Raw genomic sequence first — 23411 nt, 5'->3', positions numbered from 1 at the left:
TTAGTATGCGCAATAGCATGGTTTTTTTCCAAAGGTATATGTTAAAGTCATACCAGAAAAAATATACCAGTCATTATTATTTAAATTTCCAAATTTCATGATATTTGGATTGTTTGTATTTGGATTGCTTCCGTCTATATTATCTGTAAAGGTATAACGCGCGCCAACTTCAGCAGCTAAAATGAAACGTGGTGTAATATTGGATTTTATACCTAATATAATAGGTATGGCCACTGTACTTTGATTTTTTTGAGCGTATACGGTATTGGGGCTTGTAGTGTATCGGTATAAGTTATCGTAGAAAAAGTAATTTAAACCGGTAAAAACATACGGAGTTATTTTTGTGCGATCTTCATGCAAATTAAAGTCGAAAAAATTGAATTCCAAACCAGCAGAAAGTTCCTTTATATTGTTTTCAAAACGATAGCCTCTTTGGTTTCGGCCTGTCTCATCAGATTTGAAATCATTTCCGCTAACATTTGATTGCGTATAAGAGAAGCGCCATGAATGTCTCGGACTTCTGTTCCATTTGTAAAGAACACCAAAAGCTAGTTTTTCTGGAGCGATATAAGTTGTTTTTCCAACATCGCCTACAAAGTTGCTTCCGCCAAGAAAAACACCAAGCTCATTGATTTGAGCATTAAGTGTAATAAAGGGGAAAAAACATAACAATAAATTAAAAATTTTCTTCATTTAATTCAAAATTGCGTGCAAATATAATAATTATCAATACGAATCAAAGTTCCTTTAGTTAAATGTGCCTTTTTTTCAATTTACGTTATGATTTTGAGCCATTTAATGATGATTCACTACATGCAGAACGAGAAAATGTGGTATTATCGTATAGTGAAGAATCAGAAAAGAGTTTAATTTCTTTTATCTTCTCCCCAGAGCAGTTTGTTTCTTAATGTTTTTAAGAAGGTTTCGCCTGGTATTTCAACCATTTTAATTTTGTAATCTGTTTTTTTAATTTTTAAAATCGACTCGTTTTTAACTGAAGAAATTCTAGAATCTAAGGAAACCAAATATTGGTCTTCTCTTCCTGTTACTCGCAGTGTGATTTCGGTATCGTCAGGAATAACAAGAGGTCTGGCAGTTAAATTATGAGGGGCAATTGGCGTAATGACTAAGCTCTTGACATCTGGTGTTAAAATTGGTCCGCCACAGCTTAAAGAATAACCTGTAGAGCCAGTTGGTGTTGAAATGATTAATCCGTCAGCCCAATATGAATTTAGGTATTCGTTATTCAAATAAGTTTCTACAGTAATCATCGAAGTAGTATCTTTTCTGCTCACTGTTACTTCGTTCATGGCAAAATTAAGCTCTTTGAAAGCTTCATTATAAGGTTCACATGTAATTCCTAGTAAAGTGCGTTCTGAAGTTGTGTAATTTTGATCAATAACATATTGAAGCAAAATATCAATATTCTCTTTTTGAACTTTGGCTAGAAAACCTAGTCTTCCTGCATTTATGCCTAACAAAGGAACGCCTGAATTACGAACAAAAGCTGCGGCTCTTAAAATTGTACCGTCGCCACCAATACTAATAAGCATTTCGAAACTATTGTCTAAAGCAGTACTTGGCGAAAAAGTTTTATATTCTTTTTTTACAAGCTGTTTTTCATAAAGCATGTTCAGGAAATTTTCTTCAATTACCATTTCTACGTTGTTGGCATTAAAGAAATTGAAAATGTCTTTTATAATAGGTTCAGTGCTATTCTGATAGTATTGTCCGTAAATGGCTATTTTCATTCGTTGTTAAATTAGAGAATTTGTCAATGTGTTAATTAGATAATTGGGAAATGCGAAAATCATTTAATTAACTAATTTTCCCATTGGCACATTCATAACTTATATATTAAGGTATTTGTCTAAGTAATCTGATCGTTCTTTTAAACTATTGATATAGGTGTCTTCCTGATGTTCAGAAATGATTTCATAACCATATCTTCTATAAGTTTGAATGATTTCATTAATTGCTCCTAAACCAATTTTTACAGTAATCTGAACATTTTCTGTATCAGCCTCAGAAACAAAACATCCTAGAACTTTACCGTTATTGCTTTCTACAATTTGGGTAACCTCGCTCATAGAATAATCCAAAAGACCTTTTTGGACAATAATAATCGCGCCGGGTTCCTTTAAAAATGGAGTTTCTTGAAAAAACTTCATGATGTCTTCCATTTCATAATAACCTATGTAGTTATTATTCTCGTCAAGAATTGGGAGAAGATTAGTGTGGTTTTTTGCAAAAACTTCTAGAACATCTAGCCAAATCATCGATTTTCTGGCAAAAAAACGTTCTAAAGTGTATTTATAATCGATTGCTTTTTTTTCAATGTCAAATGTTTCAACATCGTCAGATGAGATGCTTCCAATAAAGACACCATCTTCTAAAATCGGAAAATGAGAAAAATTTACATCGATAAAAAAGTCCTGAATCGAAGCAATTGTTTCTTGACTGTCAATCGCTCTGAAATCGTTTGTGATATAGTTTGTAATTTCTGTCATAAATCAATTGAGGATATTTGATGCAAAATAATCAAAAAATACCGAAAACTGCTCTGTTTTACTTTGTATTTTTGTCGTAACAAATATAAGATTACTAGAATTAATATCTATTTATATGACAAAATTAAGTGTTAATATCAATAAAATAGCAACGCTTCGAAATGCTCGAGGCGGAAATGTTCCCGATTTATTAAAAGTAGCTGTCGATATTCAGCGATTTGGCGGACAAGGAATTACAATTCATCCGCGTCCAGACGAGCGTCATATTCGTTATCAAGATGCACGCGATTTGAAAGCAGTTGTTACAACAGAATATAACATTGAAGGAAATCCGCAGCATAATTTTATTGATTTAGTTTTAGAATGCAAACCTGATCAGGTAACATTGGTTCCAGATGCAATTGGCGCAATTACGTCGTCGGCAGGCTGGGATACCATCAAAAATCAAGATTATTTAACTGAAGTTATTCAAGAATTTCAAAGAAACGGAATCAGAACTTCGATTTTTGTTGATCCAATTTTAGAAATGATTGAAGGTGCAAAAAAAACAGGGACTGACAGAATTGAATTATACACAGAATCTTTCGCGCATCAATATAGTTTAGGAAACGAAAAAGCAATTGATCCTTATGCTAAAGCTGCAGTTTTGGCAAATGAATTGGGGTTAGGAATCAATGCAGGACACGATTTGAGTTTAGATAATATCAAATTTTTTAAAGAAAACATTCCAGGTTTATTAGAAGTTTCTATTGGCCATGCTTTAATTTCGGAGGCACTTTATCTTGGTTTAGATAATACTGTAAATATGTATCTGAATAAATTGAAATAATTCTTTAAAAAGAAAAAATTAAAAATATGCTTTATTCAAAAATAGAAGGAGAAGGAAAACCATTTGTCATCATGCACGGATTTCTCGGAATGTCTGATAACTGGAAAACTTTAGCAGGACAATATGTAGAAGCCGGATTTCAGGTTCATATTTTAGATTTACGAAACCACGGTCGTAGTTTCCATTCAGACGAATGGAGTTACGAAGCGATGGTTCAAGATGTTTATGAATATTGCCAAGCAAATAATCTAGCACGAATTGATATTCTTGGGCATTCAATGGGGGGGAAGGTAGCAATGCTTTTTGCAACGACACATCCAGAAATTGTAGACAAATTGATTGTGGCGGACATTGGTCCGAGATTCTACAAACAGCATCATCAAGAGATTTTGGCAGGATTAAATGCTGTCGATTTTTCGGTAAAACCAAGCAGAAATGATGTAGAAGAAATAGTGTCACAATATGTTCCTGATTTCGGAACAAGACAATTCCTCTTGAAAAATTTATATTGGAAAGAGCCAGGACAATTGGCTTTTAGATTTAATCTTGAAGCATTTAATAATAATCTCGATGCTATTGGAAAACCTTTGGCTGATAATTTGGTTTTTAATAATCCGACATTATTTATTAGAGGCGGAAATTCTGGATATATTCAAGATGCTGATCTTGATGGAATTCGTAAACATTTTCCAAATTTAAAATTAGAAACCATCCCAAATGCAGGACATTGGCTTCATGCAGAAAATCCGAAGATGTTTTTTGAATTGACTGCTACGTTTTTAAAAGAGTAGTTATTTTTGATAAAAAATAGTACTTTTAAATAAATTTTAAACCAGAATAACTATGAAATTATTACTTAGACTCCTTGTTACTGCTGCCTTGGTTTTATTATTATCTAACATTTTGACTGGGGTTCATGTTGCTAGTTTTGGTACGGCTGTAATTGTTGCAGTAGTTTTAGGATTGCTGAACGTTTTTATAAAACCAATTTTAGTGATTTTAACTTTGCCCGTTACTTTTGTTACTTTAGGTTTGTTTTTACTGGTAATCAACGCGATAATTATTTTGTTGTGCACTAATATTGTAGGCGGTTTTGCAGTAAATTCATTTTGGACAGCATTGCTATTCAGTATTATTTTGTCTATACTTCAATCTATTACTTATAAAATACTTGGAGACGATAAATAAAACAAATGAAGCAGATTAAAACTGCTTCAAATACAATAGATTAAAAACTTGGTTGGGTTGCAAAAATTTTATAATTTTGCAACCCAATTTTATTATGTAAATTAAAGAAGAAGATGGATATTAAAAGAGTAGCAATAGACGCTGTAAACGAGACAATCGTTATGAACGTTGTTCATATGGATTATAAAGGTCAAGTAGCAAAAAGAATTAACGAAAAAATGCCTTTAGCGCAAGTAAAAGGATTTAGAAAAGGTGCAGTGCCTAAAGATCTTGTTGAAAAACAATACGGAAAAGGTATCAAACAAGAAGAGATTAAAAAAGTAGTTGATTTGGCTTTAGAGCGTTATATTCAATCTGAAAGATTAAATCTTTTAGGAACTCCTCTTGCTAAAGTAAACGAAGATTTTAACTGGGATGCTGAAGAATTAACTTTCGAATACGAAATTGGTTTAGTGCCAAACTTCGAAATTGATCTTGAAGCTAAAAACAATATCGTAAAATATATCGTTACTGCTGACGATAAATTAATCGACGGACAAGTTGAGCGTATCCAAAAACAATTTGGAAAAGCAGTTCCTCAAGAAGTTTCTGATGCAAAATCTGACTTAACTGGAACTTTCTCTAGCGAAGCAAACGGAATCAATAATACAACTACAATCGCTGTTGATGCATTCAGTAAAAAAGCTCAAAAACAATTCACAGGTAAAAAAGTTGGAGATGTTGTTACAGTAAGTACAAAAGGCTTATTTGAAGACGATCACCAATTAATGGATTACTTAAAAGTAGGTCACGAAGGTGTTCACGGTTTAGATGTTGAAGTAAACTTTACTATCGAAGCTATCAACGGTTCTGAGCCAGCTGAATTAAACCAAGAATTATTTGATAAACTTTTTGGTGAAGGAAAAGTTGCTTCTTTAGAAGATTTAAAAGCTAAAATTAAAGAAGATGCTGAGGCACAATTCGCTCAGCAAGCTGACCAAAAATTATTATTAGATGTTCAAGATTTCTTAATCGAAAACACAAAATTTGATTTACCAGCTGAATTCTTGAAAAAATGGTTGCAAACTGTAGGTGAGAAAAAATTAACAGCAGAAGAAGCTGAAGTTGAATACGCAAGATCTGAAAAAGGTTTACGTTTCCAATTAATCGAAGGAAAAGCTTTAGCTCAAAGCAATATCCAAATTACATTTGATGACTTGAAAGAGTTTACATCAAACGCTATCAGACAGCAAATGGCTCAATTTGGTCAAACAAACCCAACCGACGAAGAAGTTCAAGGAATCGTGGCTAGAGTTTTATCTAACCAAGACGAAGTGAAAAGACTTTCTGAGCAAGTTGTAGCAGCTAAAATGTTAGACATCTTCAAAGAAAAAGCTAACCCAACAACTAAAGAGGTTACTTACGAAGAATTTATTGCAGCTTCTTACGGAGAATAAATTTTAATCTGAAAGTCAAAAGTTGTAAAGTCAAATTTTAAGATTTTATTACAGAAACTGAAAGATAAAAAAAGTTATATTTGAGCGTCAAAAGATATTTTTGACGCTCTTTTTTTGTTTTAAAAAGATCGTTGATTTGAAATAATTATTTCTTAAATTTCAATAACGAAACTTCTATTATAAAAAGAAGACAAATTGGCATCTCTTATAAAAAGGTATGAACTTTGTTTAATTCGTTTAAGTCACATGCTGACTTTAGACTTTTCAACTTTAAACTAAAAATATGAACTACGGTAAAGAATTCAAAAAATTTGCTACAAAGCACCAAGGAGTAAACGCAATGTATTACGATAAAATCGTAGCAGCAATGACTCCAACAAACATGACTCCATATATTATTGAAGAGCGTCAGCTGAATATTTCTCAATTAGACGTTTTTTCAAGATTAATGATGGACAGAATTATCTTTTTAGGAACAGGTATTGACGATCAGATTGCTAATATCGTTCAGGCTCAGTTGTTATTTTTAGAAAGCGCTGATGCTTCAAAAGATATTCAAATTTACTTAAACTCTCCAGGAGGAAGTGTTTATGCAGGTTTAGGAATTTATGATACTATGCAATACATCAAGCCAGATGTAGCAACAATCTGTACAGGGATGGCGGCTTCTATGGGAGCGGTTTTATTATGTGCCGGTGCAGCAGGAAAACGTTCTGCGTTGCCTCACTCAAGAGTAATGATTCACCAGCCATCTGGAGGAGCACAAGGAGTTGCAACAGATATGGAAATCAACTTACGTGAGATGTTGAAATTAAAAGATGAACTTTACAACATCATTTCTCAACATTCTGGACAAACTTTTGACAAAGTGCACAAAGACAGTGAGCGTGATTACTGGATGAAAGCAGATGAAGCAAAAGAGTACGGAATGATTGACGAAGTATTAAGAAGAGGATAATTTTATAAAAGATTTTAAGTTGCTAAGACGCTAAGATTCTAAGTGTTCTTTGTGATTTGAAATTCAAATAAAAAATAAAATATTAAGCTGTAAGGAGTTAAGTTTTAAAGTTTTAATTTAAAAAAGCTTAGAAACTTAGTATCTTTGCAGCTTAGTAACTAAATATAGAATGGCAAAAGTAGTATTAGAATGTTCGTTTTGTGGAAGAAAGAAGCCAGAAACTAATTTATTAATTGCAGGTATTAATGCACATATTTGTGATAAGTGTATTGAGCAAGCACACGGAATTGTTTTAGAAGAATTAAAATCTAGCGGAAGCGCAAAATTAGTTGGGGACTTGATTTTAAAGAAACCAAAAGAAATTAGAGCTTTCCTAGATCAATATGTTATTGGTCAAGATCAGACTAAAAAAGTAATGTCGGTTGCGGTTTACAATCACTACAAACGTTTAATGCAACAGCAATTGGATGATGAAGTTGAGATTGAAAAAAGTAACATCATCATGGTTGGTCAGACAGGAACAGGAAAAACATTAGTGGCAAAAACTATTGCTAAAATGTTAGATGTTCCGTTGGCAATTGTTGATGCAACTGTATTGACAGAAGCTGGTTATGTTGGAGAAGATGTTGAAAGTATTCTAACTCGTTTGCTTCAGGCTGCTGATTACGACGTAGCAAAAGCAGAAAGAGGAATCGTATTTATTGACGAAATTGATAAAATCGCTCGCAAAAGCGATAACCCGTCAATCACACGTGACGTTTCTGGAGAAGGTGTTCAACAGGCATTATTGAAGTTATTAGAAGGGACAGTTGTAAATGTACCGCCAAAAGGTGGACGTAAACATCCAGACCAGAAATTTGTTGAGGTAAACACACAAAATATATTGTTTATTGCTGGTGGAGCTTTTGATGGAGTAGAACGTATTATTTCAAAACGTCTAAACCGTCAGGCAGTTGGTTACTCAACTTCTAAAAACACTGACAATATTGACAAAGACAATTTGTTGCAATATATTATACCAAAAGATATTAAAGACTTTGGTTTGATTCCTGAGATTATTGGGCGTTTACCGGTTTTAACACACATGGATCCTTTGGATAAAGCAACGCTTCGTGCAATTTTAACACAGCCTAAAAATGCATTGATCAAACAATATCAGAAATTATTCTTGATGGATGATGTTGAATTTACGATTACTGACGAAGCTTTAGATTTTATTGTAGATAAAGCGTTAGAGTATAAATTAGGTGCTCGTGGATTACGTTCTTTATGTGAAGCTATCTTGACAGATGCGATGTATGAACTGCCAACATCTGACGATATTAGTTTGACAATCGATAAAGAATATGCAGAACATACGTTAAGTAAAAACTTATTGAAGCGTATGGAGATTGCTTCTTAATTATTGAAAATATATTTTCTAAAAACCTGTTCATTTTTTGAACAGGTTTTTTTTATTGTCTTTTTATTCAGTTTTTTATGGAATACAAAAGTTCTATGATAGCCCTGATCGAAACGGCATCTCCCGATTTAGAAAAACAAGGCTTTTTAGCCGTAGTTTTTGTTTGTCGGGAATACAGTGTAGAGCAGGACAAAACGTTCTTATGAAAACGAATTGATCTGCTTCTAAAAATTATTGCACTCTAAATTTCTCTCGATATTCAATTGGCTTCATACCAACCATTTTATAAAAAACTTTTCTAAAAGCTTTAGGATCGTTATAACCTGTTTTTTCGATAATTTCTGAAATCGAAAGCTGGGTTTGCTCTAAATACTTCTTCGAACTTTCGACTCTTATATTCTGTAAATATTCAATCGGAGGAATTCCTGTCACTTGTTTGAAACGGCGTGTCATGTTTCGGGTACTTGTTGGGATATCTTTTGTAATTTCTTCCAGTTTTTCGATGGAATGGTATTGATTCTCAATTTTTTGCTGTAATAGAGCAACTAGAGAATCATTGTGTAAGTGATTGGGTCTAAAAGTGCTGAAATAGCTTTGTTTGTATCTGTTCAAATCGATAGAGAATATTTTGGCTATTTTAACTGCCATCTCATTACCGCAAAATTTTTGAACCAAAAGAATTAGTAAATGAAATGTTGAGGTTGATCCGCCGCTGGTGTATAAGCTTCCGTCGGCTGTTAAGGTTTCTTCGGGTTTAAGTTTCACCATCGGAAAAGCTTTTGTAAAGGCGCTGCAGGCATCAACATGTGTCGTAGCTAATTTTTCATTCAGCAAACCTGATGCGGCAAACAAAAATGCTCCAGTGCAAAAACTCGCCAATTCGGCTCCTGCTTTGTGCTGTTTTTGAAGCCACGGAATAAAGCTTTTATTCTTTTTAATCATCTCGCTCATATTATCAGTCGTAAAAGCGGGAATTAAAATTAAGTCCAGAATAATTTCTGAAGTTTCAATAGCGTTGCTTTTATATCCAAATAAATTTCCCTGATCGGTTTGTTCTTGCGACTGAAAAATCATAATTTCAAATGGTTTTTCAATTCCAGGAGTAAGTTTATTCGTAGTTTCGAATACCTCTAATATTGCCGCGATGCTTAGTAATTTATAATCGTGAGGAATGATTAATCCTAGTTTCGTGCTCATGATATTTTGGTTTTTTGGAATTTTAGTAAGAAGCAAAAATAAGCAAATTGTCTCAAATGCCCCTAAAAATGGCTTTTATTGACATTTTAAGTAATCTTAAAAAATTAAATTTGTTTTAATTAATTCGTAATTTTATAAAGATGAAAACAAAAATCTTCTTAAATCTTGCTGTAAAAGATTTAAATCGCGCAATATCTTTTTTTAACGAACTAGGCTTTCCAACCAATCCTAAATTTACAAATGATAAGGGAGCATGTATCGTTATAAGCGAAAGCATCTTTGTGATGCTTTTGATAAAAGAGTTTTATCAAACATTTACAAAGAAACAAATTTGTGATTCTACAACGACCAGCGAAGCTCTTATGGCGCTTTCTGTAGAAACGCGAGAACAAGTAGATGAAATGATGGAAAAGGCTATTAAGGCTGGAGGAACAGATTACCAGCAATCTCAAGATTATGGCTGGATGTATCAAAGAACTTTTTTAGATGTAGACGGACATCATTGGGAAGTTTTCTTTATGGATGAAAGTCAGATTCCAGAAAATATGTAATTAAGTAAGAACAAATCAAACGAAAAATAAATTATTTAAAAGCTACAAAAATGATCACAATTAAAAACACCGTTAATGCATCTCTTGACAAAGTTTGGAATTTTTGGAATACTCCAGAACATATTACAAAATGGAGTTTTGCTTCTCCTGATTGGCACACACCTTATGCAGAAGCCGATTTAAGAGAGGGAGGAAGATTCAAATCGACTATGGCTGCAAAAGACGGAAGTATGAGTTTTGACTTTGAAGGGGAGTTTACTTTAGTAAAACCAAACCAAGCGCTTTCGTATGTTATGGGAGACGGAAGAAAGGTTGAAATTACTTTTGCAGAAACTGCAGATGGAGTTGAAATTGTAGAAAGTTTTGATCCAGAAACTCAAAATCCAGAAGAAATGCAGCGTGCAGGCTGGCAGGCGATTTTGGATAACTTTAAAAGTTATATTGAAGCTAATTAAGGTACAAAGGCGCAGAGTAACAAAGGGTCAAAGGTTGAAAATAGAATGCTAAATAATACTGATATGGTTTAAAAAGAAATAAATATTTAACCCAACAAAAAAAACAAAAAATGACAAAACAAATATGGTTGAATCTTCCTGTAAAGGACGTAGCAAAAGCGAAAGATTTTTTCTGGAAAATAGGTTTTTCGTTTAATGAACAGCATGATACGCCAAGTTCGACGTGCATGATTGTAGGTGAAGGACATTTTGTAATAATGCTTTTTGAAGAAATGCTATTTTCTAGTTTTTCTCAAAATAGTCTTACCGATACAAAATCGAGCTCTGAAGTCTTGATTTCGATAGATGCAGAAAGCAGAGAAGAAGTTGATGAACTGGCTGAAAAAGTCAAAGAAGCTGGCGGAACTATTTTTGCTCCTCCTGCAGAAAGCCAAGGATGGATGTATGGCTGCGGTTTTGCCGATTTGGATGGTCATCGTTGGAATGTTTTATTTATGGACTTTAGTAAATTACCAGATTAATATGGAAAAATTAGTTTTTAATATCGATATAAAGGCTCCCAAAGAAAAAATTTGGAAAGTCTTATGGGACGACGAAACTTACAGAAAGTGGACAAGCGCTTTTTGTGAAGGAAGTTACGTTGAAACTAGTTGGAACGAAGGCGATAAAATTTATTTTTTAGGGCCAGGAGGAGAAGGAATGAATAGTTTGATTGAAACTAAAATTCCGAATGAATATATGGCTTTTAAACATATGGGCGAATTAAAAGATCATAAAGAAGTTCCGCCAAATGAAGAAACAGAGAAATGGATTGGAGCAATGGAAACTTATCGTTTAGATCAAAAAGGCGATGTGGTTGATCTTCATGTAGAAGTCGATGTAATAGAAAAACATATTGATTATTTCAAAGAAGCTTTTCCAAAAGGAATGGATATAATTAAAGAGTTATCTGAGAAGTAAAGCTGGAAGAAAGAGAATAGAAGAAAGATAATTTAGAATTAACAATTTAAAAAATAATATCATGGCAACAGCAGTTAATCCATATTTAATGTTTAACGGAACATGCGAAGCAGCATTTCTGTTTTATAAATCAGTTTTTGGTGGAGATTTTCCGTATATCGGAAAATTTAAAGATGCTCCGGCAGAAGAAGGTGAAGTGCTTTCTGAAGAAGCTTTGAATAGAATTATGCACGTATCTCTTCCAATTGGAAATAGTATTTTAATGGGAAGCGATACGCATCCAAGATACGGAGATGTCGGTTTTGGCGATAACTTTTCTGTTTCTATTAATGCAGAAAGCAGAGAAGATGCCGATAAAATCTTTAACGGACTTTCGGCAGGAGGAAAAGTAGAAATGCCGATGAACGATACTTTCTGGGGATCTTATTTTGGAATGTTTAAAGATAAATTCGGCATCAATTGGATGGTGAGTTTTGACAAAAACGAAGGAATGAAATAATATAAAAGTTATGTTATTTTGATAGTAGAACATAATTGTTAAATTACTCTAAAAAGCACATGAAAATGTGCTTTTTTGTTTCAAAAAAACAATGATTATACTTTTTTATCATCGGGAGATTGCCGATTTTTGTCGCTTTAATATCAAGAAGATAAAATGGCAGCAGAAGACAAAGAAATAATTTTATTAAAAGTTTCTGGACACGATAAAATTGGGGTTACAGCAGGATTGACAGCTGTATTGGCAACTTACGATGCCAATATTTTAGATATCGGGCAAGCTGATATTCACGATACGCTTTCATTAGGAATTTTGTTCGAAATTGCCGCAGGATCTTCTTCAGCACCTGTTTTAAAAGATCTTTTGTTTAAAGCATACGAATTGGAAATTAAAGTGAAATTTATTCCAATTTCTATCGAAGATTATGAAACGTGGGTAAAATCACAATCAAAACAACGTTATATCATCAATATTTTGGGTGAGAAACTGGCGGCATCACAATTGTCTGCAGTAACTCAAATATTGTCAGATCAAAATTTAAATATTGATTCTATTATTAGATTAACAGGAAGAACTTCTGTTGTCGAAAAAGAAGAATATCCGCGTTCTTGTATTCAATTGTCTGTAACAGGCGAAATTGTAAACAAGATCATCATGACTGCGAGTTTTATGGAAATCTCTAGAACACTCAACGTTGATATCTCTTTCCAAGAAGATAATATTTACAGAAGAAACCGCCGTTTGGTTTGCTTCGATATGGATTCGACTTTAATTCAAACAGAAGTAATCGATGAGCTTGCAGAATTAAATGGAGTAGGAGATCAAGTGCGAGCGATTACAGAATCGGCTATGAATGGTGAAATTGACTTCAACGAAAGCTTTAAAAAACGTATGGCACTTCTAGAAGGTTTGAGTGAGGAAGTTCTACAAAACGTTGCTGTTAATCTGCCAATAACTCAAGGAGCACACCGTTTGATGAAAGCTTTAAAATATTACGGTTATAAAACGGCAATTCTTTCAGGAGGATTTACATATTTTGGAGAATATCTTCAAAAAGAATTAGGAATAGACTACGTTCACGCCAATCAATTAGAAATAAAAGATGGTAAACTGACAGGGAAATATTTAGGAGATATCGTAGACGGTCAGAAAAAAGCCGAATATCTAAAAGCAATCGCCGAAAAAGAAGGAATCCACATCAACCAGACAATCGCGGTTGGAGATGGAGCCAACGATTTGCCAATGCTAAACTTAGCTGGTCTAGGAATTGCTTTCCACGCAAAACCAAAAGTAAAAGAAAGCGCCTCAACTTCAATTTCGAGTTTAGGTCTTGACGGTGTTTTATACTTATTAGGATACCACGATAGATATATCGATATGATGTAATTTACAAATTGTCACCCTGAGCGAAGTCGAAGAACCCGACCCATTTTTTGTCATCCCGAGGGACGAGGGATCTCCACAAGTAACTCGACAATCAAAATAAAAAACAAACCTCAGTCTTTACAATAAAAGGCTGAGGTTTTTTATATAGGCATGTCCCGCCAGAAAAAGGCGGGCCGGGCTATCCGTTCCAATCTTTTTATTTTTAAAGAAAAAATAAAAAGGATTTCCACTTCTATCCCTCATGCGGGTTTAGTGGAATTAAATTTTTATTTTCTAGATTCCAACTCTTTTTTTATCTCTTTCAAATTTTTCAGATTCAAGAAAAGAATAGGCAACAAAGCAATAGGAATAATATTCATAGCGCTAAAGCCTTTCATAAAAACGATAAATAGATTTAAAACGAATAGCATAAAAAGCACAACGCAAAAAACGGTATTCACGTTTTTTAATGTCTTCTGGTTTTTAATCAGTTCTTCAGTGGTCATTTCGCTGAATTTTGTGTCTTTCATTTTATATTGTTTTTTAGCACATTTCTTTCAATTGTTCTAAATAATCTCTCTGATTCGAAAGTCTCGGAATCTTATGCTGACCGCCAAGTTTATCTCTTTCTTTCAACCAATCATAAAAAAGATTCTCGCGGGCAACATTAATCACCAAAGGATTTAAAGTCATATTATTGTAGCGTTTCGCTTCGTAATCAGAATTTAGGGTTTGCAATGTCTCGTCCAGAACTTTTTGGAAAAGCCCCACATCGGCTGGATGTTTCTTAAATTCAATCATCCATTCGTGAGCGCCTTTTTCTTTATCATGCATAAAAATAGGAGCAACTGTATAATCGATAACTTCTGTTTGAGTAACCAGGCAAGCCTTAGCAATTGCTTGATCAGTATTTTCAACCATTAATTCTTCGCCAAAAACATTAATGTGGTGTTTAGTTCTTCCCGTTACTCTAATTCTATATGGATTTAAAGAAGTAAAACGAACCGTGTCGCCAATTAAATAACGCCACAAACCAGAATTTGTCGTAATAACTATAGCATAATTTTTATTCAATTCAACATCTGCCAGACGAACCACTTTTTGGTTTGGAGTTCCAAAAGTATCCATCGGAATAAATTCATAGAAAATTCCGTAATCCAGCATCAATAATAAGTCACTTGAATTATTTAAATCCTGAATCGCAAAAAAGCCTTCAGAAGCATTGTATATTTCGTAATATCTAAAATCCTTGCTTGGCAAAAGCTTTTTGTATTGTTCTCTATAAGGAGAAAAACTTACGCCTCCGTGAAAATAAACTTCCAGATTTGGCCAAAGTTCCAATAAACTCTGTTTTCCTGTATTCTCTAAAACTTTATTCATTAAAACCAACATCCAAGAAGGAACTCCTGCAAAACTGGTTACATTTTCATTTTTAGTTTCGTTGATAATGGCGGCAATTTTCGTTTCCCATTCGCTCATCAGCGAAGTTTTGCTGCTTGGCGTACTGCTAAATTCAGCCCAAATAGGCATATTCTCAATCAGAATAGCCGATAAATCTCCAAAGAAAGTATTGTTGTTTTCGTAAATCTGAGAACTTCCGCCTAGACGAAGACTTTTTCCCAAAAACAATTCAGAATCTTCATTATTATTTAGATAAAGACACAAAAGATCTTTACTGCCTTTATAATGACAGTCTTCCAAAGCTTCATTACTTACAGGGATAAACTTACTCTTTGCATTTGTAGTCCCGCTCGATTTAGCAAACCATTTAATTGGAGTTTCCCAAAAAACATTTTGTTCGCCCAAACGAGTACGTTCGATTAGCGGTTGTAATTCTTCATAAGTGGCAATTGGAACTCTTTCTGCAAAAGTTTGATAGGAATTTATAGACGAGAATTCATATTTTTTTCCAATAACTGTATTTTCAGATGCCGTCAATAAGTTGTGCAATAATTCTTCCTGAACTTCATTTGGGTATTTTAAAAAAAGTTCAATTTGGTGAATCCTTTGTTTTAGGACCCAAGATGCAAACGAATTGATAATAGATAAAGGCATGAATCTGTTTTTTAGTTAACTGATTTTAGGTTTTAAATCTTACAATCTGTGTAAAACAAAAAACTTAAAATTTGAATATCGAGAGACAAATAGTAACTTTGTCTTCATATCAAAAATAGTATTTTTTTGTAAAAAACAATTCTATTTGAAGTAAAGATTCTACTTAATAAGTCGAATTTTAACACAAAAAACTTTAAATCTTTTGATAAATCTAAATCAGCAATTATAAATAAAAAAACGAATGCAATATCAAGGCGTACTGACAAAAATGCAAACTGAACTTGGAAGTCCAATTCAATATTATTTAGTTTTCGAAGATAGTTTCTTAAACGTGAATCAATTATTAGATAAAGAAATTGAAATCAATTTTGTAGGATGCCAATGCTTGAATTGCGGTAAAAAGAAAAAAATATACAGACAAGGTTTTTGTTATGAATGTTTTTATTCAAGCCCAGCTGTTGGAGATTGGATTATGAGGCCAGAATTGAGTACTGCGCATTTGGGAATTGCAGACAGAGATTTAGAGTATGAATCAAAAGCTCAGCTACAGCCTCACATTGTTTATTTGGCTTCGGCTTGTGAAATAAAAGTTGGTGTAACTCGTAAATCACAGGTTCCAACGCGTTGGATCGACCAAGGTGCTTCTCAAGCGATTGCAATTGTTGAGGTTCCAAACCGATATTTGGCCGGAATAACCGAAGTGGCGCTAAAAGATCATTATACAGACAAAACCAATTGGAGAAAAATGTTGCAAAACTCGGTTGAAAAATTTGATTTAATTGCGGAAAAAGCCAAAATTGAAAGTCTGATTCCTCAAGAAGTTAGAGATTATTTTTATGCTGAAAAAAATGATGTTTACGAACTTCAATATCCAGTTTTAACCTATCCTGCAAAAGTGAATAGTTTAAATTTAGATAAGACGCCTTCTTTTAGCGGAAAATTAACTGGAATTAAAGGCCAGTACTTATTATTTGAAAATGGAACAGTTTTTAATGTTCGTGGTTCAGAAGGTTATGTGGTCACAATAGACGTCTAGAGTTTCTGGGGAGTTGTCGATGTTTTTGAGCTAACTATCTATTGTATTGTTGATTACATGATAATTTATTGTAATTTTAACTCAATTCCAAAGACATTAAGATGCGAATATTGATACATTTGATTACAATTTTGTAACAAATGCTTATTGGAAGAATTTACTTTTAGAAAATAAAAGAGATTAGATTTGAAGCTGTCTCTTGATTACAATTTTCTAAAATTAATTTAAGATTTATAACTCGTAAATTATTCCATAAATGAGTATTTTAAGCAAAATAAATGTACACAGGCGTAGCATAATGCGCAATCTGACTAAGAATGTTGGTAAAGCGAATATGCAGAACGATTTTATTTTGGTCGACAAAAGCGAAATTAAAAAAGTTCTCATTTGTAGACCAAATGGAAGGTTAGGAAATCTTCTATTGATTACGCCCCTTGTTCAGGAAGTGTCCGAAATGTTTCCAAATTGTAAAATTGATTTATTTGTAAAAGGAACATTAGCTCCAATTATTTTTGAAAAATACGATGCGGTTGACAAAATAATTCATTTGCCTAAAAAACCGTTTAAAAGTTTAGTAGAATACTCAAAGGTTTGGATTTCATTAAAAAGAGCACACTACGATTTAGCTATTAATGTTGATCAAAACTCATCCTCAGGCCGATTAGCGGTTCAGTTTTCAAATGCCAAATACAAATTTTTCGGAGATTCTGGTGAAGAATTGGCAGAACAAAAAAGCGATTTTGAGCATATTGCAAAGTATCCTGTTTATAATTTTAGAAACTATTTGTCAAAATTGAGAATGCCAACAAATAGCAATAAAATAATTGCTCCTGTAGACCTTAAATTATCGGCTTCTGAAATTACAGAAGGCAGAAAAATACTTAAAGAACTGACCAATAACGATAAAAAAACAATTTGCATTTTCACTTACGCAACAGGAACAAAATGCTTATTAGAAGAGTGGTGGGAAAAATTTTATTCTCAGCTTACTGCAGAATATAAAGATTATAACATTATTGAAATCCTGCCTGTAGAAAATGTATCCCAAATCGGATTTAAAGCACCAACATTTTATAGTAAAGATATTCGCGAAATAGGATCGGTAATAGCCAATGCGGAGTTGTTTATTGGTGCAGATAGCGGAATCATGCATTTAGCGAGTTCAGTACATACACCAACTATCGGGCTGTTTTCTGTTTCTAGTTTAAAAAAATACGAACCCTACGATAATTGCAGTATCGGTATAGATGTAAATCTCTATACGAAAAGGAAATACATACAAACGATAAATACAATCTTGAATAATGGTAGATTGAATGGTTTGTCAAAAGCAATATAAAAATAAAAAATCCTGTTCGAAAGAACAGGATTTTTTTATGATTAAACTTAGCGTCTCAGTATCTTAGAAGCTTACAACTTAATTAAGGATTCTTTTTCTTAAACAATCCGTTCAATAAATCACTTGCTTTTTTAGTTACTTCCTGAGTTTTCTGCTCTTTTTCAGTTTTAGCAGCCTGAGTCGTATCTTTTGCTTTAGTGTTTTTGTTTATTAAATCTGTAAGTGCTGAAGTACCTTTTTGAGTCAGTTTTTCTTTCTGCTGATTTACCAATTGCGTAGTTAAATTACTAACAGCAGTTTTCATATCTGTACTGATTTTAGGATTTGAAAAGTTACCAGTCAAAGAAGCATTAATTGGAATATTATCCAGTTTTGCAGCATCGGCAGGTGACATTTTTGCAATTAAATTATTGGCTTCAGTTCCTAAGTATTTGGCAGGAACATCAAACTTAATTGTGTAATTCATCGTTTGGTCAAAACCATGAGTTCCTCCAACAGTAGCTTTTATGTCTTGATATTTAATATCAAATGGTTTTACATTTACTTTTCCGTTATCAAAAGTCAATGCCATTTTCAAATCGTTCAGATTCAATTTGTTTAAATCAAGAAACTTCACGTTCGAAGTAAGCGAATTTAAAACCGTTGAGTTTTTAGCGTTTACTGTAGTCGATAACAATTGGCCTAATAAATCTCCTGAAATAGACTTTAAATCTGGAGTCAATTCTTTGGCGTCCAAATTACCATTCAGTTTGATAGTTGAATTCAGTTTTCCGTTAATGATTCCAGCAATTGGAGCGATTTTTTTCATCATATCCAATTGTGTAAAAGTCTGTGCAATATCAACTTGGTTAAAACCTAAGTTCATATCAAAAGTTGGCACTTTCTCTTTTGTAGAAACAGCTCCATTAAGACCAATCTGTCCTCCGAAAATATTTGTTTTAAAGTTTTCAAGAGTTGCTTTTTCATCTTTAATAAGCAATCTTCCAGAAACATCTTTTAATTTTAGATTGTCATATAAAACCGTTGTTGCTTTTGCATTCAATGTACAATTCAAGAAAGCAGGAATCTTCATTGCATCAGCTGGTTTTGCTGGAGTCTTAGTTTCTTCTTTTGCAGGTTCGCCAGCAGTCATGAAATCATCAACAGCCAATTGGTTAGAACTCATGTTGAAGTTTCCTTTCAATTCTTGTTTTTTGAACATAAAACCGTAGAAATTCTCTAAAACTCCGTTAATGCTAATATCACTTTTTCCAGTCGTTGCATCAAACTGTTTTAAGTTAATTCTGCTCGGATTGAATTCAACCAACGCCATGCTGATGTTCATCGATTTATTGTTTTCGTCAGTATATTTAAATCCTGACAAACTCATTGTACCAGCATTTTTGATGTTTTGATACTGGCTTTTTTCTACAGAAGCCATATCAAAATTAGTGGTAACGTCAGCTTTTAAAATACCTGCCAAAGGCTTATCCATTTTAATTGGATACGCTTTTGAAAGATTAGCTAAATTGATTGTTCCTTTTAAAGCCGCGTCAATAATAGGATTTACCGTTATGTTTTTAATATTCGCTTTAGCGTTAAAAACATCCTGATCAATTCTAAAAGATAACTTATCTAGGTTTACATAAGTATCATTTAAAATTCCAGTTTCGTTAATGATTTTAGTATCAATTACAATATTCTGAACTGATTTTGGAAGGTTAGGATATTGGAAAGAGGCATTGTTAGATGCAATTTCAATATTAAATTTCGGAACTGTTGTGTCCGTAAGTTCTCCTTTTGCAAAACCATTTACGGTAAAATCTCCAGTAGTTTTTACTCCGTCTAAACCTGCAGCATAAGCCGAAGGAATTAAACCTAAGAAATTGGTAAAAGAAGAAGTTGGAGTTTTAAACTTTAAATCGTAAATCTGCGCTTTCTCTGCCATTTGAATGAATCCATCAAATTCTAAAGGCAATTGATTGATTAAGGCTTTGTTTTCTTTGAAAGTATATTTGCTTTTCTCTAAATCAATTCCAAGAACAGCGTCAAGAGTTAGTTTCACATTTTTCATGTAATTTATTTTATCCATGTCTAATGAAACTTTTGCAGTAGATTTTGTAGTTAAATCTAGCTTCGAATTGGTGAAATCTCCAGTTCCTTCGTGGTTTAAACTGTCAATTACCATTTTAATTTTAGAACCTTGATCGATGTATCTAAAAGTAAAATTCTCGATTTTATAGTTCTGAATTTTTAATGCAAGAGGTTTGCTTTCCTCGGTTTTTGTTTCTTCTTTTTTGTCTTTTAAAGCGATATCGAAGTTTCCAACACCATCTTTATTGAAAATAATATTTACTAATCCGTTAGTAGAACTAATTCCCTGAATGCTTAAAGGCTCTTCTTTTCCTTTGAAAAGCTCTTTAATACTCATTTTTAAATTCAATTCTCCAAGCGAAACTAAAGTGTCGCCTTCAAAAGGAGCTTTGTTAATGATAACTAATTTTTCGATCCCAACTGTTGCGTTTGGAAAATTCTTAAACAAACTTAAATCGGCATCTGTAAAACTTACTTTGGCGTCAACACTTTCGTTGATGGCTTCAACGATTTTGGACTTAATCTGGTCTTTAAATAAAAAAGGAATGGCAAATAATGCAGCAACAAATACCACAATAACTATGGCACTTATTTTTAAAACTTTTTTTAGCATATAAATAGATTTGAGGGTTTACATTTTTAAAATCGACTCCTGCAAAAATAGTTTTTTTTACTAGAGTTTGAAGATAAAGTTTTCTTAATTGTGTAGGAAATTTATTAAAATTTATAAAATAAAAAATCCGTTGAGAACTATTTTCAAAACGGATTTTTTAGGATGTTTATTTTATTATTTCTGAATAAATGAAACTATTTTTTCAACTAGGATTTCAGAAATAGGAAGTGTTTCATTATTATAACTAGCCATATTATCTTCTTGATTGCCATCAATAGTTTTCATAATATGGTTCATTTTGTCAATAATTTGAAGTTCTGCATTTTTGTTTGCCTGTTTTAAATTTTCGGCATCTTTTACAGCAATCTGAATATCATTATTTCCCTGTAGTATTAAAACAGGAATTGTAAGTTTTTGGATTTCGGTCTGTGGATTATATTTGAACCATGAAATTAGATAAGGTTGAACACTTGGTCTGAAAAGAGAATTCAGCATCGGATCAACTTTTTTTACCTCAAATCCATTTTTTAAACTATCAATAATTGGAAAAGTCATGTCATTTAACTGTTTCATTGACTTTGCTCCAATCTGCGTTTTTAAAATCTGATCTGCCGGTTCGCCTGCTCCTGCAATAGAGATAAACTTATCGGCTTTTGCACTGGCAACCATTCCGATCAAAGAACCTTCGCTGTGACCAATTATAATTATTTTAGAAAAACGTTTATCTTGTTTTAAATAATTAATCCAGCTTTTTGCATCTTGGATGTAATTTTCAAAAACGAGACTGCTTTCAGATCCTCCGGCAGCTTTACTTTCTCCGATAGCTCTTTTATCGTATCTCAAAGATGCAATTCCGTTTTTTGCTAAAGCTTCTGCCAGCATTTTTAACGAATTGTTTTTCATCATCGGATTATTTCCGTTTCTATCCGTTGGACCAGAACCAGCAATGATTAAAGCAACTGGAAATTTTTTCGTCAAATCTGGCGTTGTCAGCGTACCAAAAATCTGATCGTTATTTATTTTTAAGATCGCAGGCGTTTCTTTAAACGTGATTTCTTTCTTGGTTTGGGCGTTTAAAAAACTCCAAAACAAAACCGTTAGAAAAAGAATTACTTTATTCATCTTTTAATCCGAATTAATAAATATTGATTCCGTAAGGCAATATGGCTTGTACTCCTTTTTGTTTTTGGAATTTCTTTACCTGTTCAAGAAGAAGATAATTCTCTTCTCCAATTTCTTCTTTTATAAACGCCTCTTTTGATTTTGCAAAAGGAAGATTACCCAATAGATCGTTTAACGTTTTTTCGTATTCAGGATAATTCTGAGTGCTGTATTTTTTTACTTTAGCGATTTTTGCTGCTTCAGCAATCGCATCATTCAATCCACCTATTTTATCAACTAAACCAATTTTTAAAGCTTCAGTTCCAGACCAAACTCTTCCTTGCGCAATAGAATCAACTTGTGCAAAAGTCATTTTACGTCCTTCAGCAACATGGGTTACAAAAGTGTTGTAGATTTTTTCGACTCCTTCTAAAGTAAAGGCTTTGAATTTCTCATCAACAGGTAAAAACGGACTGTAGTTTGCTGAATTCTCGTGGGTTTTAACCTGCTCAGAATTGATTCCTAATTTGTTTGCCAATGGACTAAAGTTAGGTAGCATTCCGAAAACTCCAATAGATCCTGTGATGGTATTGTTTTCAGCAAAGATTTTATTGGCGTTACAAGCAATATAATAACCGCCAGAAGCAGCATAATTACCCATAGAAACCACAACTGGCTTCACTTTTTTGGTAATTTCGATTTCTCTCCAAATTAAATCAGATGTTAGTGCGCTTCCTCCTGGACTGTCAATTCTAAGAACGATAGCTTTAACATCGTCATTTTTTCTAGCTTCTTGCAAAGAACGTCTCATAGAACCTTCCCCAATTGTATTTACATCTCCTTCGCCGCTTCCAATTTCGCCTTGAGCGTAAATAATAGCAATCTGATCTGTTGCAGTATTAGCTAAAGCTGTTGTTACGTGGTTTTGAGTATAATCTGAGATCGAAATTTTGTTGTAATCTTCGTCTTTGTCTACTTTTAAAGCTTTTCTAATCGCATCGTGATAAACATCTTCGTAAGCAATGATGTCAACTAAATGCTGTTGTTTGGCCATTTCTGGAGTTCTTGCTAGAAGTCCGTTTGCAATTTCGTTTAGTTTAGGAAGCGGAATATTTCTGCTTTTTGAAATATCAGCTGAAACAGTTGCCCAAATAGAGTTCAAAAGTGCAGTGATTTGTTCTCTATTAGCATCACTCATTTTATTTTCTAAGAAAGGTTCAACAGCACTTTTATATTTTCCGTGACGAATAACTTCCATGTGAATTCCTGATTTATCCTGAAAATCTTTGAAGAACATAATTTCAGAAGAAAGACCTTTAAAATCAAGATCTCCAGCAGGATTTAAATAAATGGTGTTGGCTACAGAATTTAAATAATATTCTTTTTGAGAATAAGTATTCGCATATGCCCAGACAAATTTTCCAGATTTTTTGAAGCTTTCAAGAGCATTTCTTAAATCTTTATATTGCGCAAGACCAAGAGAAGATTCATCATTTAAGATTGAAATTCCTTTGATGTTGTCATCAGTTTTTGCCGCTTCAATAGCATTAATAACATCGGTTATGCCGATGCCTTTTTTATCTGAAAAGACTGTTACCCAAGGATCTTTATATTTCCCTGCGTAATCGTTTTTAATTTCTTTTAAATTCAATTCAATAACCGAATCCGATTTAACAGAAACACTGTCGTCTCCACCAAAAATGGCTCCGATAAAGATTACTCCAAAAAAGAAGAGCATAATAAATACAAAAATACCAATAACTGTGGCAATTACATTTCCTAAAAACTTCATATGTATATTTTTTTAATAAGTAGCGAAAAAGGGCAAATTGTTACAAATTAGA

Annotated in this window: 23 protein-coding genes; 14 read left to right on the top strand and 9 right to left on the bottom strand. The window is 33.1% G+C overall.

The annotated features are described in order from the left end of the window. From porG to JI750_RS01640, 3 genes are all read right to left on the bottom strand, one after another. Positions 1 to 693: a type IX secretion system protein PorG gene (gene porG, locus JI750_RS01650; protein WP_201998535.1), complete on the bottom strand. Its 693-nt coding sequence runs from the start codon at positions 691 to 693 to the stop codon at positions 1 to 3. Positions 694 to 866: 173 nt separating this feature from the next. Then, on the bottom strand, positions 867 to 1751 hold the full coding sequence (locus JI750_RS01645; protein WP_201998533.1) for an NAD kinase: 885 nt from the start codon (positions 1749 to 1751) through the stop codon (positions 867 to 869). Positions 1752 to 1850: 99 nt separating this feature from the next. Then, positions 1851 to 2510 carry a CBS domain-containing protein gene (locus JI750_RS01640; protein ID WP_111376671.1) on the bottom strand — a complete coding sequence of 220 codons (660 nt, stop codon included), beginning with the start codon at positions 2508 to 2510 and terminating at the stop codon, positions 1851 to 1853. A 115-nt stretch (positions 2511 to 2625) separates the two neighbouring features. Here JI750_RS01640 and JI750_RS01635 point away from each other — a divergent pair, with 115 nt between their 5' ends. From JI750_RS01635 to clpX, 6 genes are all read left to right on the top strand, one after another. Beyond that, positions 2626 to 3339 carry a pyridoxine 5'-phosphate synthase gene (locus tag JI750_RS01635; protein ID WP_201998531.1) on the top strand — a complete coding sequence of 238 codons (714 nt, stop codon included), beginning with the start codon at positions 2626 to 2628 and terminating at the stop codon, positions 3337 to 3339. 26 nt (positions 3340 to 3365) lie between these two features. Continuing rightward, positions 3366 to 4130, top strand: a complete 765-nt coding sequence (locus tag JI750_RS01630; RefSeq protein WP_201998529.1) for an alpha/beta fold hydrolase — start codon at positions 3366 to 3368, stop codon at positions 4128 to 4130. A gap of 52 nt (positions 4131 to 4182) precedes the next feature. Then, a complete protein-coding gene (locus tag JI750_RS01625) occupies positions 4183 to 4527 on the top strand; it encodes a phage holin family protein (RefSeq protein WP_177210895.1) in 345 nt (114 codons plus the stop codon). 113 nt (positions 4528 to 4640) lie between these two features. After that, positions 4641 to 5963, top strand: coding sequence for a trigger factor (locus JI750_RS01620; RefSeq protein ID WP_201998527.1), 1323 nt, complete (start codon positions 4641 to 4643; stop codon positions 5961 to 5963). Between the two features lie 283 nt (positions 5964 to 6246). Next, positions 6247 to 6921: an ATP-dependent Clp endopeptidase proteolytic subunit ClpP gene (clpP, locus tag JI750_RS01615; protein ID WP_201998525.1), complete on the top strand. Its 675-nt coding sequence runs from the start codon at positions 6247 to 6249 to the stop codon at positions 6919 to 6921. Positions 6922 to 7090: 169 nt separating this feature from the next. Continuing rightward, positions 7091 to 8323, top strand: a complete 1233-nt coding sequence (gene clpX / locus JI750_RS01610; RefSeq protein ID WP_008467306.1) for an ATP-dependent Clp protease ATP-binding subunit ClpX — start codon at positions 7091 to 7093, stop codon at positions 8321 to 8323. A gap of 231 nt (positions 8324 to 8554) precedes the next feature. Here clpX and JI750_RS01605 read toward each other — a convergent pair whose 3' ends face one another. Next, positions 8555 to 9520, bottom strand: a complete 966-nt coding sequence (locus tag JI750_RS01605) for a GlxA family transcriptional regulator (RefSeq protein WP_201998523.1) — start codon at positions 9518 to 9520, stop codon at positions 8555 to 8557. A 140-nt stretch (positions 9521 to 9660) separates the two neighbouring features. On the opposite strand from JI750_RS01605, the gene JI750_RS01600 reads away from it, so the two are divergent. From JI750_RS01600 to serB, 6 genes are all read left to right on the top strand, one after another. After that, positions 9661 to 10071: a VOC family protein gene (locus tag JI750_RS01600; protein ID WP_201998521.1), complete on the top strand. Its 411-nt coding sequence runs from the start codon at positions 9661 to 9663 to the stop codon at positions 10069 to 10071. A gap of 50 nt (positions 10072 to 10121) precedes the next feature. After that, positions 10122 to 10526 (top strand): SRPBCC family protein, encoded by a 405-nt coding sequence (locus tag JI750_RS01595; RefSeq protein WP_201998519.1) that lies wholly within the window; start codon positions 10122 to 10124, stop codon positions 10524 to 10526. Positions 10527 to 10636: 110 nt separating this feature from the next. Continuing rightward, a complete protein-coding gene (locus JI750_RS01590; RefSeq protein WP_201998517.1) occupies positions 10637 to 11047 on the top strand; it encodes a VOC family protein in 411 nt (136 codons plus the stop codon). Position 11048: 1 nt separating this feature from the next. Continuing rightward, complete coding sequence (locus tag JI750_RS01585; RefSeq protein ID WP_201998515.1) at positions 11049 to 11486, top strand: SRPBCC family protein; 438 nt, start codon at positions 11049 to 11051, stop codon at positions 11484 to 11486. 61 nt (positions 11487 to 11547) lie between these two features. Further along, positions 11548 to 11985, top strand: a complete 438-nt coding sequence (locus JI750_RS01580; RefSeq protein ID WP_201998514.1) for a VOC family protein — start codon at positions 11548 to 11550, stop codon at positions 11983 to 11985. 156 nt (positions 11986 to 12141) lie between these two features. Further along, positions 12142 to 13371 (top strand): phosphoserine phosphatase SerB, encoded by a 1230-nt coding sequence (serB, locus tag JI750_RS01575; protein WP_111364928.1) that lies wholly within the window; start codon positions 12142 to 12144, stop codon positions 13369 to 13371. Between the two features lie 266 nt (positions 13372 to 13637). On the opposite strand, the gene JI750_RS01570 is transcribed toward serB, so the two are convergent. Next, entirely contained in the window at positions 13638 to 13880 is a 243-nt protein-coding gene (locus tag JI750_RS01570) for a redox-active disulfide protein 2 (RefSeq protein WP_201998513.1), read from the bottom strand. Positions 13881 to 13893: 13 nt separating this feature from the next. Next, a complete protein-coding gene (locus JI750_RS01565) occupies positions 13894 to 15405 on the bottom strand; it encodes a GH3 auxin-responsive promoter family protein (RefSeq protein WP_201998512.1) in 1512 nt (503 codons plus the stop codon). A 241-nt stretch (positions 15406 to 15646) separates the two neighbouring features. On the opposite strand from JI750_RS01565, the gene JI750_RS01560 reads away from it, so the two are divergent. Then, positions 15647 to 16441 (top strand): DUF2797 domain-containing protein, encoded by a 795-nt coding sequence (locus JI750_RS01560; protein WP_201998511.1) that lies wholly within the window; start codon positions 15647 to 15649, stop codon positions 16439 to 16441. 256 nt (positions 16442 to 16697) lie between these two features. After that, a complete protein-coding gene (locus JI750_RS01555; protein ID WP_201998510.1) occupies positions 16698 to 17780 on the top strand; it encodes a glycosyltransferase family 9 protein in 1083 nt (360 codons plus the stop codon). Between the two features lie 82 nt (positions 17781 to 17862). Here the strand turns inward: JI750_RS01555 and JI750_RS01550 are convergent, their stop codons facing one another. From JI750_RS01550 to sppA, 3 genes are all read right to left on the bottom strand, one after another. Continuing rightward, positions 17863 to 20466, bottom strand: a complete 2604-nt coding sequence (locus JI750_RS01550; RefSeq protein WP_201998509.1) for an AsmA-like C-terminal region-containing protein — start codon at positions 20464 to 20466, stop codon at positions 17863 to 17865. 174 nt (positions 20467 to 20640) lie between these two features. After that, a complete protein-coding gene (locus tag JI750_RS01545) occupies positions 20641 to 21588 on the bottom strand; it encodes an alpha/beta hydrolase family protein (RefSeq protein WP_201998508.1) in 948 nt (315 codons plus the stop codon). Positions 21589 to 21601: 13 nt separating this feature from the next. Beyond that, the gene (gene sppA / locus JI750_RS01540; protein ID WP_201998506.1) at positions 21602 to 23359 is read right to left on the bottom strand and encodes a signal peptide peptidase SppA; all 1758 of its coding nucleotides are present in this window, start codon (positions 23357 to 23359) and stop codon (positions 21602 to 21604) included. Positions 23360 to 23411: the final 52 nt, after the last annotated feature.

The sequence above is a fragment of the Flavobacterium tagetis genome (assembly GCF_016735615.1).
GTDB lineage: Bacteria > Bacteroidota > Bacteroidia > Flavobacteriales > Flavobacteriaceae > Flavobacterium > Flavobacterium tagetis.
The sequence above is the reverse complement of the archived record's forward strand: the minus strand, read 5'-3'. Positions and strand labels throughout refer to the sequence as shown.